We start from the raw sequence: 15,599 nt of genomic DNA on the forward strand, positions 1-15,599 counted from the left end.
CGGAAGGGGCGGGAGTCGAACCCGCAAGGCTCATCGCTCGCCCGCTCTCCAAGCGGGGCCTGTCGCCAATCGGGTAGCCCTTCCCCAAAGCTGATTGCGCTCGCATTTCCGAGCCAGGGAAGGGCAATCGAGCCCCGGCCCGCTCGCAAGTCCCAGGCCCCGGTATCGATCCGGGTGGCCAGCCTTATGGGAGCTGTCCGGGCGCCTGCCACGCCTGGGAGGGAGAACGTTCGCGAGCGAGGGCGTCCCGGTGGCCGCCGATATTCGCGTAAATCGTTACATAATAGACTGATTTGATTGCAGTGGCCGAGGGGAGATTCGAACTCCCACGCCCGTTCAGGGCACGAGCCTCTCAGACTCGCGCGTCTGCCATTCCGCCACCCGGGCGAAAGGCTGGGCAACGAAGCGGTTCGATTCTCGTTGCCTGCCAGTGGCTCAGGAGGGATTCGAACCCTCAGCATCTCTCGGTCTAAACGAGAGTGGTCTGCCGATTGCCTACCGAGCCATCAATCATCAAAGTCGAATTATTAAAGTGACCAAACGTGAAAATGAGATTTTGGATCGTGTGTACGATTCCCCTGAGAGGGGGGAATCATGCTTCTGGTTCCGTCCATGGGAGATGAGCCTGGCGCACAAAAAAGCCCGGTTCTTCGCCGGGCATGGAGACGCGGCGTCACCATGCCGTTCAACAGGTCTCAGTCAGAACGCTGTTTCGGAGGGGACTCACCATCTGTTTTCTCGTTGGTTTTGGGTTGCCGTTTCTGACTTCACACCCTTCAGACGCACTCCCCTGCCCTGATGTTCGCGCGAATCTCAAGAAGCCTGGGAGGGTGGCATCCAGGGGCCGGGAACCTTGGCCTCGCAGCTCGATACCGGAGGCTGTTTGCGTAAATGGATTGGAAGATTGAGAAAGGTGGGTTCTGGAATTGAAGAGCGGATGGGGAACCCGCTCTTTTTCGTGATCCGCTCGGTCCGCGCGAATCGAGAGAAGTTTCGGCCTCATGTTCCCAATTTATGGGTGTCGAAACGTTTGATGAGGCTGGGTTTCTTCCTGTGGAGCTGGCGGAGGGCCTGGATTTTCGCGTCGACCTCGGCGGTGCGTCCCGTTCGCGCGGCCAGTTCACGAAGATCGGCGAGGAGGGTGACGGCCTGGTCGTATTCCTTGGCTTGCCCCGCCGCGATTCGCTCGTCGACTTCACGCCAGGCGGCCGACTCGCGGCCGGCCAGATCGTCGAGGTGTTTCGTTCGGGCTTCGGCCTGCTCGCGTTCCTTGCGGGCTCGCTCTCGGGTTGCCTTCTCGGCCGCATTCAGGCGATTTGCTTCGACGAGCTCGTCGCGGGCCGCGAGGAGTTGTCTGACTGTCCGACGCTCTGCATCCGCGGCGGGTGGTGTCCCGGTTGGCCTGGTCGCGTCGCGGAACCGCCTCGCCAACTCCGCGCGGAGGATCAGGTCTCCCTCCTCGGTGAGGAAGCGGAGGAGATAGGCATCCTTGTCGGCTACGGGAAGTTGCTTCACCCATCCTCGCATCACGTCGAGTGACGGCGCGGCGGGGGGCTCGCCAACGCTGCCGCTTGCGGCGGCCTCGATCAACTCGTCATCGAGCCAGAGGAAGCTGGCCAGCTCCTTGAGCGGCCCCGAGAGCTTCGCCAGGCCGGGCGGGACGGGAGGCTCGAGCTGCGCCTCGGCTTCGGGATCCTCGTCGAGGTCCCGAAATTGGAGCGAAGCGAGCCATCCCAGGTAGAGTGCCCGGAGGTCGCCGCGCATCAGGTCGGCCCGGAGCGTGATCAATGAGCCCATCCAGGACTCACCCTCGGTCCATTCGTCGTTCGATTCATCATCGAAAGTGAAATCGAGAATGACATGGTCGCTTTTGGCTTTGAGCGAGAGAGTATCCTCGCTGCCGTACAGTGCGGCGACCTTGACGTCGAGGAAGCCCTTGGGGAGGCGAAACATCAACTGGTGAGTGCCCCAATTGGTCACGTGGACGAAGGCATCGAAGTAGCGCTCTACCAGGGCTTCGGGATCTCCCCGGAAGTCACCGTAGTTGTACGTGTTCGTGAAGCTTGTCGCCGTGATTTCCGCTCGCGAGGAGATGGCACGCAGTTTGTCCATCTCTTCTTCATTGAGTGGCTGGTCGATCGCGCGGAACTCGTAGTACTGATATTCGCTCATGCTCGGCCGAACCTCAATCGCTGGGATTGATTGGGTGTTGAGAATCGCCTCCGGCGGATAATAAGGAGACTGGCACCACGATACCGGGTTTTCCACCCGGATCCATCAAGGCTGCAACCAGGGACCGTGGATCGCCTTTTTTTAGGATTCGGCCTTGTCGGATGCGCAGAGAAAACCTCGCCCGCCGAGGTTGGTGGCGGGCGAGGTTTTCGAAGAGTCTGACGGCGTCAGGTTATTCAGTTGCGTGGAAATGTCCGGCCTGAGGACCGGATGGAAAGCGGTGATGCCGGTTGCCCCGCGGCTTTGAGCGCTCGATTCGGGCCGGCGGGATGGGCCTGTCCGAGCTTCTTGACGGCGTTCCCCGACTGGAACCGGTTGGTTCCCGCTCCGAGGACGAACCGCTGGCCGCGTCGGCCCGGCGGGGTGAGCGGGGATGCAAAGCCGTTCTGGATGGGGATGGGGGGCGAGACGACTCGGTGTATCGAGTCGACCCGAGCCACGAAGTCTCCGCCGGGCTGGTTATTGCCCGAAGGGAAGATTCCGTAGAAATCGCCGTCGAGTCCGTTGCCGGCGACGTCCTGGATTCCTCCGGAGAGGATCGTGAAGGTGAACTTGCCGCCGCGGATCTGGCGACCCCGGTTGAGCGTCAGGGTGACCGACTGAGCGGCCGTGGGGTCGGTCGATGCGGTGGTCGTGGCGCTCGTGATGAGAATCGGCGTGTTGCGGCGGGCCCCGACGAGGACCACGCCGGCGAAGCGATAGTTGGCACCATCGATCAGGCCGATCTGGTCGAGGCCGCTCCGGTCGTCCTGGAAGGCGACCCCGATGCGTCCGCTAAGGCGGTCGAGGATGAGGTCGGTCACCTTGGGCCCGACTGTGTCGATGACCAGCGGATTCAGGATGAGTGCCCCCGAGGTCGTTCCTGTGCGGCTCGTGGCTTCGCCTGTGATGTTCGCGTAGGTGCCATCCGCCAGGGGTTGGAGCACGGTCGCGACCCACGATCCGGCGGCGTCGGTGACGGCCGACGCGATCAAACGACGCGTGGCCGGATCGTTGCCGATGTAGATCCGGACGACCGAGCCCGGTTGGGCGGTGCCGACGAACGTGGGCGTGTTGTCCTTGGTGATTCCGTCGGTATTGGAAATCCCGGTGTCGCTCGCCTGCTGGAGTTGTCCCGCCAGAGCGACCGATTGATTCCCGGCATCGGTGATGACGGCCGTCCCGTTCGCGACGGCCGCACTCCCGCCGATGCTCGTGATCGTCGTTGTGACGGCGAACACGCCCGGCTGGGCATACGTATGCGTCCCCAACACCCGGAAGGTCAGACCGTTGGGCAAGGCACCGACGACGGAAACCGTTCCGACCGAGGGCACGGTCCCGTCCCCCCAGTCGATCAAGGTCAGGAAGTCGCCCGTGGTGGCGTCGGGGTCCGTCGTGGTGAAGGTGGCCACGAGTGAGCCCCCCGCGGTCCCCGCTTGCCCTGAAATGGTGGCGCCTGTCGCCGTGATCGGCGCATCGGCCACCGTGACCGGCGAGGTCGTGGTGACCGGTGGTTCCGAGGACGTGGTTGTGATCGTCACGCCGCCGACGGTCGTGGTGGTGGTGGTGCCCAGGTCGGCAATCGTCGTGGTGACGAACAGGCTTCCTTGCTCGCGGTAGAGATGAGTCCCCATGACATAGAAGAGGGTCGGATTGCTCGCGTCCTGGGTCACGATCCCCGAGGAGAGTATGCCGTCTCCCCAGGCGATCGTGGCGACGTAGTCGGACGCCTTGGCTCCAAAGTCGGCGTCAGTGAACCGGGCGACGATCACATCAACGACCTGCGATCCCTCAATCGCGTTGATTGGCAAGGGGGGGAGTACGGGGACGACGGGATTTCCCCCGGCGTTCGTGATCTGGATCGCCTCAAAGTTGATGAAGTTCACGACCTGGCCGTTGAAGGTCAGGCTGGTCGGGGTCACGGTGTACGGTTGATTCTGGGCGTCGAACCTGATCGTGTCGGTCCCAGCGCCGCCGTCCAGGAAGGCGTTGCCCCCTGCGCCGATGCTGGAGGCCGTCAGGCTCACGATGTCGTCTTCCGACCCCGTGTTGACGACGGTCGTGACTCCGGGAGGGGTCACGACAAGAGTGACCTGGTCGGCTCCACCGTCGGTATTGATCGTCAGGCCGGTCATTCCCGGGGGGGCGATCGTATTGTTCAGAACGACCGTATCGTTGCCGAGCAACGTATTGATGAATGCGTTGGTTTTGTTGGCGAAATTGATCAGCTCGAAGGCAGGGGGGAGCACTGCGCTGCTGATCTGCATCGTCGGGACCCCGCTGACCGTCGGTCCGTTGATGACGTTGATCGACTGCTGGCCGGCTGGGGCATTGAACGTGAATGTGGCGGCCGGGAGCGTATCATCGATCGGTTCCAGGCCGGCGAAGTTGATCGTCGTGCCGTCGATATTGATCAGGCCGGTGGTCGTGGTCAGGGCGGTGTAGCTCTCGTTGGTCGCGGTGAACGTACCGGCCGACCGCTGGAGCACCAGTTTATCGCTCCCCAGGCCGCCATCGAATTGGACCCCATTGACCGGGATCGGGTTGCCGCCCGCAAACTCGATGGTTGTCGTGTCATCGCCACCAAGCGTGTTGAATTGAAGATCCTCGGTGGTGCCAATGTTGAGGTTGAACAGCCCGAGGTTGGTGCGGTCGAAGCGGAGCCGGGTGTTGTCGTTGGGATTGACCTGGAGAAGGAACTGGTCGCCTCCGGTGGGCGAGCCGTTCACACGCACGGTGTCGACGCCGGCCCCCCCCTCCATGAGGTCGCTGCCATCGCCATTGTTCCAGATGATCAGATCATTATCGCCGTCGCCGAAGAGCTGGTCGTTCCCCTGGCCGCCGACGATCGTGTCGGCTCCTGCTCCACCACGGAGGATGTTGACGTTGCTGTTGCCACTCAGCGTGTCCGCGGCCGATCCGCCCGTGACATTGTCAAAGCCGCGAACGCCTGCGGTTCCGGTGGCTGGATTGAAGTTCCCCAGCGAGAACAGTTGACCTCGGATCTCACCGCTCGGCTGGTTAGGTTGTGTGTGAATGTTCACATAGATACGCCCGGCGAGCAATTCCGCAACCAACGCCGGTGTCAGCGCCTGAGGGTCCGTGGATCGCCAGGTCCCCGCGAACAAGCCGGCCGGGACAACCGACCCATTCAGCTCGCTCCCTTCGATGCCTCGAACGATCGCTCCGTTGACGCCGAAGGCCTGGTTGTGGAAATGCGCTCCGCTGATCGACGTGCCCTCGAGCTCGCGATAGGCGACCGCAAAGACAAGCTGCGTCTGGGCCGCGTTCAAGACGAATGTGCCGTAGCCGCTGGCCTGTGATGGCGACAGCGGCCCTGGTTCCTGGGGGCCGCTGAGCAGGGCGGTGAAAAGAGTCGAGGTCGCGCCGGGCGACAGATCCACTTCGACGGTGGAGGTGTAGGCCGAGTAATCCAGCGTGTTCGTGCCCGAGCCGCCGTCGAGGAAGCCCCCCGAGAGCGTGGCGTTGACGGCGAAGTTGATCCGATCGTTGCCGCCGCCAGCGTTCACGCTGGTAGCAATCAAGGTCCCGAGAATATGGACTTGGTCATCGCCGTTGCCGGCGTTGATGATGAGGCTCTCCAGGTCGCTGAAATTCACCGCGCCGCCGAATCCCGCCAGGCTATTCGGCGTGATGACGACCGTGCGCCCGGTGGCGTCGAGGGTGTCGTCGACGGTTGCCTGGTTATTGCCCCCTTCGCCGTTCAGGATGAACGTGGCGGCCAGCAGACTGGCCGGGCTGGCGGCCGTGCCCACATTGAACTTGTCGTCGCCTGCGCCTGCGTTGACGATCACGGTCACGTTCGAGGCCGCTGCGCTCAGCGTCTGGTCGCCGGGAGTGGTCGAATCGAAGTCGAAGTCGCTGTTGAATCCGCTATCGCCCAAGCTGAAGCGGTTGTGCCGGAGGAGGCCGCCGGATTGATCGAACGTGATCGTCTCGCCGGCGGCGGATCCCGTGAATGTGGCCGTGTTGCCCACGATCGTGGCCGTGAAACCCTGAGGCGCGATCGCCAGTCCGCGAACCGTGGCGCCACCGCCAATCGCACCGATGAGCGAGGCGCTGCCGGTCGTCAGGTTGATCTGATAGAGCCCGGAAACTCCCCCAACGGCCAGGGCGGCAAAACCGGTGTTGGTCCCGCCGGTCGTGCTGATGTCGAAGCCGAGGATCGCGTCCACATCGGCGCCAAGTGCGCCGACGGTCGTCAGCGTGCCGTTGTTGGGCGGGTTCTGGATGGCCAGGATGTCGAGGTTCGAGTCGATGCCGTAGAGTGTGGTCGTCGTGGCGAACGGGAAATTGTTCGTGTAGGCCGAGCCGACGATACTGGGGGACTGACCGAAGTTGGGATCGCCCGCGGCATAGGCCAAGGCGCCGTCGGTCGCCGCCACGGTGCCGGTGTCGGCGCTGAGGCGAAGGTTTTCACCTGTGTTGCTCGTCAGCCGGACGCGGTCGGGGACCGGGTTGAAGTCGAAGCCGAAATTCGTGCCGACCAGCGTCGGGGAGAACGGAGCGGCGCTGATCGCGGTCGCCAGGCCGGTGACCTGGTTGATCGCATAGATCCGGCTGGTGCTTCCCAGCCCGTAGAGTCCGCCATTGACCGGGCGGAAATCAATGCCGAGCACTGTTTCGCCGGACTGGAGCCCTGTGATCGGGATCGAGCTGACGATCGTCCCAGGCGTGGCCGTATCAAACCGGATCAGCGCCTCCCCCGTGGTCACGCCAAACGCGGTCGCCATCAGGGTGCGATCTTCGCACGCCTCCAGGTTTCCGAGAATCCAACGACGTCGGGCCGAGTTCCGATCACGGGCACCGATTCCACGGCCTGCATTTCGCTTACCGCGCAACAGGGAGGGCATGTTGCACCTTCATTGAGGATGGAGGATCTGACTGAGTCCACGACGGTGGCGACTTCGCCAGCACGCTTCCCGTGGAGCTCTTCACAATGATCCAAATCAATCCAACGTAGAAACCGTGAGCCGAGGGCTGAAAACCGAGGGAGCGTCAGGAATCGCAGACTCGCGCAACCATTCCACCGGGCGGTTTCGGTGCCGTTTCCAAGCGAAGCGACAACCGTGAGTTTCCAGGCATGCCAGCCTGGAACTTTGGAAACGGCGGCCTGAAAGCGTCCGTCTTTTGGCGTCTCCCTTCGACATTCAGGGGAAATGCTTTGAAAATCGCCATACGTGATGATTAGGGTTGCGCAACGAGAGCGTACCTGCTGATTGTCATCACGTAAGGCATGGCTTGTCCCGATGTACTCATGCGCAAACCATTCAGGTCGATCTTCGCGCGATCATGAGGACTCATGCTACAGGGACGTGGAGGCGCGAATCTAGGTGGTTTTGGTAAAATTTTCCAAAATCAGTGTCCGAGACAGGTGACGGCGCGATCTTGGCCGAGATCTTGTTCTTACCGTTGGCGCGATCGGAGCTCGTCCCAGGCGAGGGCTCGAAAGCTCGGTCAGAAACTGTCCCGCTCCGATCGAAATTTGGCCGGCCGTTGAAACGGGGTGTTTCCTCCGTATCGCTGGAAGTTGGTTTCGGATCGCAACATGCGTTGAAGTCGTCTCGTCGGAACGCCGTTCGCATAAGGCCGGTCCCGCTGTCGGCTGATTGCGGCTTGAAGTCTGTGATAGGTCGGCCGTTCTAAAGGCGGCCATTGGCAGGACCACGTAAGGTGAATCGGGTTGGCGTTGCCGTGGCATCAGCGATTGACGAACCGCTCACAAGGCTTGACACCTTTAGGTGATAGAAATGGACAAATTGCAATGGGTCCAGCCACTTCGATACGGGCCCACCTTTCTTACCCTCTACGCGAGTCTGGCGTTCCTGGGTTGTGGAGATCGGAATTCTTCCCAGCCGATGCCTGAGTCTCGCCCGGTCCGTGCGGGGATCACTCAAGCGGATGCTGAGGTGGTCCTCAGGCAGAGTCGGGTCGATCAGAGCGGGACGAGGGCTGACGACCCAAGACAGGATTTGGGAATCCTCTCCTGGGAGTTGATGGCGTTGGCGACCGGCGAGCAGATCGCCGGTGACCGCTCCCAAGGGATTCTGGAACGGTCGGTCGCGATCCTCAGGGCGTCTCAGTGGGATGACACGCGCGGGTGTCCCAGGGCCCATCCGTATTACGGCGGAACGGGCCGCGACGAGAAGTCGGCTCCGGACTTGCCACATACGTCCCAGTCCGTCCAGGCGCTGCGAACGGCGGGGGTTCCGGCGGACGATCCTCTGATCCAACGGGCGGTCGTCTTCATCTCTCGCTGCCAGCGGCTTGGTGGTCGCTCGGATCTTCGGCCTGAAGCGGGAGATGGGGATGTCGGAGGGCTGACATTCGAGCCGTACGATACCATGCTCCCGAAGCGGGGCGATGCTCGGTCCTCACGACGGCCCTGTGGCGCCGCGACCTGCATGGGCCTGACGAGCTTACTCGCCGCGGGCATTCCCGCGAAAGATGCTCGGATTCAGGGAGCTTTGCGTTGGCTCCAAACGCATTACTCGCTGGATCATCACCCAGGGATGACCCGCGCCAACGACGGGTTGTATCGCTACTATTATGAGTTCGCCAAGGCGATGAGGAGTTTGGGGCAAGACGAACTGCGTGACGCATGTGGCGTCGTTCACAACTGGCGTGGCGAACTGGCGCAACGGCTCGCGGCCCGACAGCGACCGGATGGGAGCTGGGCCAACCCCGAGGAGTCGGCCAAGCCAGCTTGGTGCGGACCCGTGACGATCACGAGCTACGCCCTTCTTACACTCAATCAAATCGGCGATTCAAGCGGCCAGAATCGTCGTCGTGGGCGAGGGCCCACGGTTATGGGCAATATTGCATGGTGAATCAAAAAGTAATTTAATGTGGTGTTGCTGATTTTGATTTGCCAGCATGATGTAGTGGAAATGTTTTAAAAGTATGGTCTGGCAACCCCAGGAACTCGACCTGGCCGTCACAGGGGCCTGATGGCTCGTTGGGAACCGGGATGACGGTTTCAGGCATCGAATTGGATCTCAATGGGGTCGGGAATGTGAGTCCATGACCTGCCCCGAATGATTTGAAGGATCGCGTTGGAACTCACACCATACTCTTGAGCGATCGACCTGATTGTCATGCCGCTCCTGCGCTTCTCCCTGATCTCGGGAATGTCCAGCGACGTCAGTTTTGCCCCAGGGTGTCGGTCACCTCGACTCTGCAGACCATCGGGGATCGACCGATCGCACGAGACAAGCGAATAGACGCGGCCTTTGGTCACGCTACTGATCACGCGCCGCGACGTTGTGAACTTATCGGCGATCTCTTGAATGGTCCACCCTTCTCTCCTGAGCTCAAACACCCTCCGGACGTCGCTCTCCTGGAGTTGCCGAATCGACTCAACTTGCGCCTTGAGATTACGCCGGCCTGCTGTATCGACGGCGTCATTTGGCGTAACTCCGACGCCGCGGGTTCCCTTTGGCGCCCACTTCAGGTTGGAAGCGTGATTGTTTCTCAGATCTGGGTCAGGGAAACGGAAGGGCTCGCACCCGATCGGCTTTGGCCCATGAAACGCGCGGCAGACCAAGTAGGCGATGCCAACTCGACTCTTCTTTTCCGGGCCGGTGAGTCGAACACAAGGGCCCTTTCCTTGAGGCGTTCGAGCCTTGAGCGGTTTCCATTTGCCACGAGCCATGCTCCAAACCGTACCGTTATCCCCCACGCGATAGCGGGCTTTTGGAAGCCACTCAATCCAGTCGATCGGACGGTAGGTGACCAGTTCAAAACCTGGGTTCATCAGAATGACCTATTGCCTTTGCGTTCGCGCGACCTTCGATTTGTCGATAAGCGGGCACTTCCGCTCAGAGCGATGACAACTGGTGATCCTGCAATCGAAATTGATCTCGCGGAGAACCTTTTGGTCTCCGCGAGATCAAATACGGCTCCATTGCAAGATCGAACCCGCCAGCGACCCGCTGCGTTCGCAGCCTGTCTTAGAGTCTGTCTCGTAAGTTCAGGGAAACCGAAAATTGAAGGCCGTTTGGGTGCCACGGGTTCCGTACTCGGAACCCGTGCGCGCCAGGCCAAGGCATTCCCGCATGGGTTCCGAGTACGGAACCGCATGGCACCCAGCAGATCATTCAAAAGCTCCCGTGGGATTCACCTTCTGGGACAGACTCTTATCCCGCGGCGAGCGCCATCAAGGCGTAGGAGGTCACGATATTCGGGTCACCCTCCATGAACCGGTCGTCGTTGTTGACCCAGGCGCCGCTCGCGTCTTGGCGTTTTGCAAGCGCCGCGGCGAGTTCGGCCTTCCAGTCGTGATCTTTTCCGGAGGCGTCGGTGAAAGTCGGTTTGCCCAGCGCCGCCATGGCGCGGGCGAACATCAAGTAGTAGTAATAGAGCCCGCGCTGACCGCCGCCGGGGTTCTCTTCAAGAGTGTAGTTCTTGGCGATGTAGCCGAGGGCGGCCTTCACCCGCGTGTCGTCGGGCTTGAGACCGGCGTAGACCATGCTCTTGAGACCGGCGTAGGTCATGCCCGCGGTCGACCGGAAGCCGCCGTCCAGGGCCTTGGCATCGGCCTTGGCTTCGGCTCGCGCCTTGGCGGCTTCGTCCTCGCGACCGGGACCCGCTCGACCCGCGCGGGGGGCGGTGGGGCCCGATGTGTAGATGAACCCGCCGTCGTTGACCTTGCCAGCCCAGGGCTGGTCGTTGAACTCGCTCTTGAGGTTCTGGCACCGCGATACAAAGATCAGCGCCTTCTGCAAGGCGGGGTCATCGGCCGGCAGCCCACTGTCGTGCAGGGCTTCCATCATGAACGCTGTGTTTGACATGTCCGGCCGGCTGTTGCCGCCGCCGTACCCGAGGCCGCCGTAGTGCGGGTCGTCCGGACCCTTCTTTTCGCCGTCGTCGTATTGAGAAGCCTTCAAGAATTCTTGGCTTCCCTTGATGATCGACTGATATCGTCCCCCCTTGTTGGCTTCGTGGAAGGCCATCAGGGCGACCGAGGTCGAGTAGACGGAATGGGGCGCCTCGGAGAGCCCGCCCTTGGAACCGACGTATTGCTCGAGGAAGGTCAGTGCTTTGACGATGGCGGGCTCATCGGGGCTGACCCGCTTGGTGCGGAGGAGGGCCGTCACAACCAGCGCCGTGATCCCCGGCTCCTTGCGGTTGCCCGACCAACTCCCGTCCTCGCCCTGGCGGGGTCGGAGATAGGCCACCCCCTTGGCAACCGGCCCAGCCGGATCGTCAATCAGCAAGGCCAGGGCCGACCGAGGCCGGGTGGACAGACCAAGCAGACCGACTGCGCCAACTCCCAGGCTTCGACCAAGCAAGCTGCGTCTCGTGATTCGCATCAGTCAAACTCTCGTTTCTGGAATGGGATGCAGATCAAGGGGCAATCTCGTGAATAGGGATGTTCACGATTCTAAATTGCGAGTCCCAAGAACAAAAAAAAAGACCATCAAAAGGGCTGGGAACTCGAATGTCCAACCCGGTCAGCTTCGGGGTCAGGCCCCCCCTCGCCCTGCCTGGAGGAGCTTCAGCGGTTCCATCCGTCCGGTGGTGAACGCGGGAACGATCGCGGCGAGAAGACACAATCCCAGGGTGATCGAGAAGCCCAGGGCCAGTTGCGGCCAGGGGAGAACCAAGGGGGTGCTCATCCCACCGAACGGGCTCAGGTAGCGGGCCATGCCCGTCCCGCACCAGCCGGCCATCAGGCCAAAGCCAAGGCCCAGGACGCAGACGGTGAGGCCGATCAGCAGCGACTCGGCCAGGATCAGGCGGATCAGGCCCCCCCGAGTCGTGCCCAGCGCTCGCAAGATGCCGAAGTCCCACCGCCGCGCCCGGACCGACGAGACGACCGTGTTGACCACCGCCAACGACGTGATCAACAGGGTGACCAGAGGGATCTGGCTCATTCCCCAGATCATCCCGTCGGCCCTCGCGCGGATTCCCGTGCGGACCGTCTCGGTCGCCGTGAGCCGGGCATACGGGCGCCGGCTGGTCACTTCACCAACGCCCGCGACCCGGAATCTGGATTCACCGTGGGCCTCGGCGATGGTCTGCATGGCCCCCTCCACCGCTTCGGGAGTGACGCTCCCGTCGGTGTCGAGCCAGACGAAGTTGGTGCGCTCGATCCGGAAGTCGCGGCGGACGTCGGCGATCGGCGCGAACACCAGGGCTCCGGTGCGCGTCGTCTGACGACGCAGGCCCGACATCTTGGTCATCCAGTGCCAGCCCGGCAGCGAGACCGCGCCGACGACCTGATACGAGACCACTTTGCCGGGGGGAGCGTTGGGGGGGATCATCTCCAGCGAATCGCCCAACTTCAGGCCGGCTGATGCGAGGAAGTGGTCGGGAACGAGGCAGGCGCCTCCTGCCTTGAGCTTCTGGGTGGCCGTCGCACGGTCGCCTGCCGTGAACGAGGCGTCGATCATCGGGTCGTTGCCTCCAAAGGCCAATTGCGGGTCCAGGCCGATCAAGACGACGTTATCCTGCTTGGTGATGGCGAAGCCGCCCCCGCCGGTCATGTCCTTCACCAGCCGAGGTTGCTCGACGGCGAGCGGCATGCATCGCTCGGAGTTCACACCTCTCACATGCTTGACGGCGTCGATCTGATCGTCGGGCAGCCCCGACGGCTCGAATCCGACGAGCATCTCGGGCACCCACTCGCCCGGCGTGAACGGAGCGAGCATCGAGTAACCCCAGGTCTGGGTCGCGATGTAGAGGCCCAGGCCCACGGTCAGCGCGACCGTCGTGCCCAGGGTTCGCCAGAGGTTGGCCGACAGGATCGATGCGAGCAGCCGAGGCGGGAGCCCGAGCAATCGCGCCACCCAAGGGCCGGCCAGCTCCTCGACCGTAACGATCACCCAGGGCGCGAGCAGGACAAATCCGAGGACCATGCCGGGATAGCCGGCCAGAGCATAGGCCCAGGTCCGGGTCGAGTCGGCCATCGGCAGAACGTAGGTGAGTAGCGGGTTGATCGTCAGCAAGGCCAGGCCTGCCAGTGTGGCGCGCGTCACCCACCGCGAGGGAGACACCAGCCGGGGGGGCGCCATGGCGTCCAGCGGAGTGACGCGAGTGGCCCTCCAGGCGGGTAGGATTGAGGCGGCCAGTGCTCCACCGAGTGCCGCCAGGGCGGTCAGTGCCAAGCACCAAGGACCGAGGATCGCGCCGCCGGTGAACAGGTCGGGCTTGGCTCTCGCGACCACGGCCAGAAGGCCCCAGCCGGCCGCAAGGCCGCCTGACCAGCCCAGCAGTGCCAGCAGAAGGCCCTCCATGAAGACGAGGCCGGCCACCTGGCTTTGGGTCAGTCCCACGGCCCGCAGGACGGCTAACTCCCTGGCCCGCTCGCTGACCCCCATGCTCAGCGTGGTGAAGATGATGAAGAGGGCGGCCATCAAGGCGATCACCGTGGCTGAGTAAGCCAAGGCCTCGCTCCCCGATTGGGAGAGTCCTTGTGCCAGGCGTTCCTTCATCGCCTGGATGTCGGTGATCGAGGCGGGCACATTGAGCGCAGTCAGCTTTTTGGCCAGGGTCTCGCGATAGGCCGCGGGGTCGACCGAATCCTTCAGCACGAGGTTGATCTGACTGATCCGCGCGGGGTAGCCGTTGATGGTCTCGGCCAGGGGCAACGAAACGAAAAGGCCGGCCTGGACTCCCCCGCCACCCCCCCCGCGACGCCCCCCGCCGCCCGAGGAGGGTTGTTCCACGATCCCGACCAGCTTGATGAGCCACTCGCCGACTTCGGAGTTGACCTTCAGGTCTTCGCCGGTCTCGACGCCCACCGACTTGGCGTAATCGGCGCTGAGGACTGCCTCCGGGCGATCGCCGCTGGTGGGGTCGATCCAGCGGCCGGAGACAAGTTCATACGGGGGCTCGGCCGCATTGGTGCCGATGAGGGGAGGTCCGAGAGGGGGAGCGCCGTTGACCGGTGGGCGATCCCCACGTAAGAGTTTCGAGAGCGCCGGAGCGTTCGGGGCCTGGATGGCGCGGGCGGTCGTGACCCGCGACTGAGCCGTCAAGTTCGCCTCGGCCACTTGCTCGTCCTGCTTCAAGGCGGCGATGAGGCCGCGGGGCAAGCCGAGGGACGGTCCGCCGGGTCCTCGACCCCCGCCGGCTCGGCCGCGCCCACCTCGGGACGGAGCGGACTTGGCCTCCGTTGCGGTGGGGGCCGGTTGCGGCCGGCTTTCGCCCCCCCTGCCCTCGGTACGATCGGAGGCCGCTTCACCTCGACTTCCCTGTCGGGGTCGACCCTCCGCGGCTCGGGGGCCTCCGCCCGCACCGCCCGAGATGACCAGGTCGAAACGGCCGAGGGCCTTGGCTGCGTTGTCATCGATCGATTGTGCCAGCAGGGCGTCGTACCCGCTCACGACCCAGACCACCAGACAGGACGAGGCGGTCACGGCCAGGGCCGTGAGTGCCGTCCGCGCGGGCCGCAGCCGGACGTTGGCCAGGAGGAGCTTGAAGAGGAGTTTCAAGGCGCCACCCCCTCGGCCGGCTGGGTGTTAACGATGTCCTGATAGTGGGCCGCCAGGGCGTGCGCGTCGCGGAATGCGGCGGTCTCGAACTCGGTCAGGATCCGGCCATCCTTGACGACGGCGACCCGGCTCGCCCAGGCGGCCACCGCGGGCTCATGCGTGACCACCACAATGGTGCGTGCCTGCTCGGCACAGAGCTCCTTCAGCAGCTTGCAGATCGACTGGCCGCTGACCGAGTCGAGGCTGCCGGTCGGCTCGTCGGCCAGGACCACGGCCGGCTCGGTGATCAGGGCGCGTGCGATCGCCACGCGCTGCTGTTCGCCGCCGCTGAGGGCATCGGGACGGTGGTTGCGTCGGCCGGCAATCCCGAGGCGAGCGAGCAAGACCTCCAGCCGATCGCGGACCTCGGACTCGTCGCGGCCGTCGGAGACGACCGGCAGGGTGATGTTCTCCTCGGCCGTGAGCGCTGGGATGAGGTTGAAGGCCTGGAAGATCAGGCCGATGCGGCGGCGTCGAAAGAGGGTCAGCCTGCGATCGGACAGGGCCGAGAGGTCCTGCCCCTGAACGATCACCCGCCCTTCGTCGGGGCGGGTGAGCCCGGCCATGGCGTGTAGCAGCGTGCTCTTGCCCGAGCCGCTGGCCCCCATCACGGCGAGGAATTCTCCCGGCTCGACCGTGAGCGAGGCCCCGTTCAGGGCTTCAACCGTCGAGGGTCCCTGGCGAAACCGCTTGGTCACATGCTCGACGGTCAAAGGCAAGGTCATCCTCTCGGTGGCAACGCTCACGAGTGCTCCTTCTCCCGGGCCGAGCCCGATGGTCCTGGCGAAATTTGTTGTTGAAGTTATATGATGTTGGTTAATTATGGATGGGAAACTCGAGGACCAGCCAACGCGTTTTTGAGAGCGTTGGGCCTGATCCGCGGCACTG

At 63.3% G+C, this 15,599-nt stretch carries 6 protein-coding genes and 3 tRNA genes; 1 reads left to right on the top strand and 8 read right to left on the bottom strand.

Annotation, left to right across the window (positions count from 1 at the left end):
* The 5 genes from V5E97_RS30190 to V5E97_RS30210 all read right to left on the bottom strand — a co-directional run bounded on the left by V5E97_RS30190 (window position 1) and on the right by V5E97_RS30210 (window position 7,085).
* Window positions 1-84, bottom strand: a tRNA-Ser gene (locus V5E97_RS30190).
* A 219-nt stretch (window positions 85-303) separates the two neighbouring features.
* A tRNA-Leu gene (locus V5E97_RS30195) sits at window positions 304-385 on the bottom strand.
* 46 nt (window positions 386-431) lie between these two features.
* Window positions 432-505, bottom strand: a tRNA-Leu gene (locus V5E97_RS30200).
* A gap of 494 nt (window positions 506-999) precedes the next feature.
* Window positions 1,000-2,172: a hypothetical protein gene (locus V5E97_RS30205; protein WP_406695274.1), complete on the bottom strand. Its 1,173-nt coding sequence runs from the start codon at window positions 2,170-2,172 to the stop codon at window positions 1,000-1,002.
* A gap of 236 nt (window positions 2,173-2,408) precedes the next feature.
* The gene (locus V5E97_RS30210; protein WP_406695275.1) at window positions 2,409-7,085 is read right to left on the bottom strand and encodes a DUF4394 domain-containing protein; all 4,677 of its coding nucleotides are present in this window, start codon (window positions 7,083-7,085) and stop codon (window positions 2,409-2,411) included.
* 1,005 nt (window positions 7,086-8,090) lie between these two features.
* On the opposite strand from V5E97_RS30210, the gene V5E97_RS30215 reads away from it, so the two are divergent.
* Complete coding sequence (locus V5E97_RS30215; RefSeq protein ID WP_406695276.1) at window positions 8,091-9,062, top strand: prenyltransferase/squalene oxidase repeat-containing protein; 972 nt, start codon at window positions 8,091-8,093, stop codon at window positions 9,060-9,062.
* 1,308 nt (window positions 9,063-10,370) lie between these two features.
* On the opposite strand, the gene V5E97_RS30220 is transcribed toward V5E97_RS30215, so the two are convergent.
* The 3 genes from V5E97_RS30220 to V5E97_RS30230 all read right to left on the bottom strand — a co-directional run bounded on the left by V5E97_RS30220 (window position 10,371) and on the right by V5E97_RS30230 (window position 15,436).
* Window positions 10,371-11,546: a prenyltransferase/squalene oxidase repeat-containing protein gene (locus V5E97_RS30220; protein ID WP_406695278.1), complete on the bottom strand. Its 1,176-nt coding sequence runs from the start codon at window positions 11,544-11,546 to the stop codon at window positions 10,371-10,373.
* A 153-nt stretch (window positions 11,547-11,699) separates the two neighbouring features.
* A complete protein-coding gene (locus V5E97_RS30225) occupies window positions 11,700-14,672 on the bottom strand; it encodes an ABC transporter permease (RefSeq protein ID WP_406695279.1) in 2,973 nt (990 codons plus the stop codon).
* On the bottom strand, window positions 14,669-15,436 hold the full coding sequence (locus V5E97_RS30230) for an ABC transporter ATP-binding protein (RefSeq protein ID WP_406701240.1): 768 nt from the start codon (window positions 15,434-15,436) through the stop codon (window positions 14,669-14,671). The genes V5E97_RS30225 and V5E97_RS30230 overlap by 4 nt, the downstream gene beginning before the upstream one ends.
* Window positions 15,437-15,599 lie beyond the last annotated feature (163 nt).

Origin of the sequence: Singulisphaera photorubra (assembly GCF_045290345.1) — a bacterium.
GTDB lineage: Bacteria > Planctomycetota > Planctomycetia > Isosphaerales > Isosphaeraceae > Singulisphaera.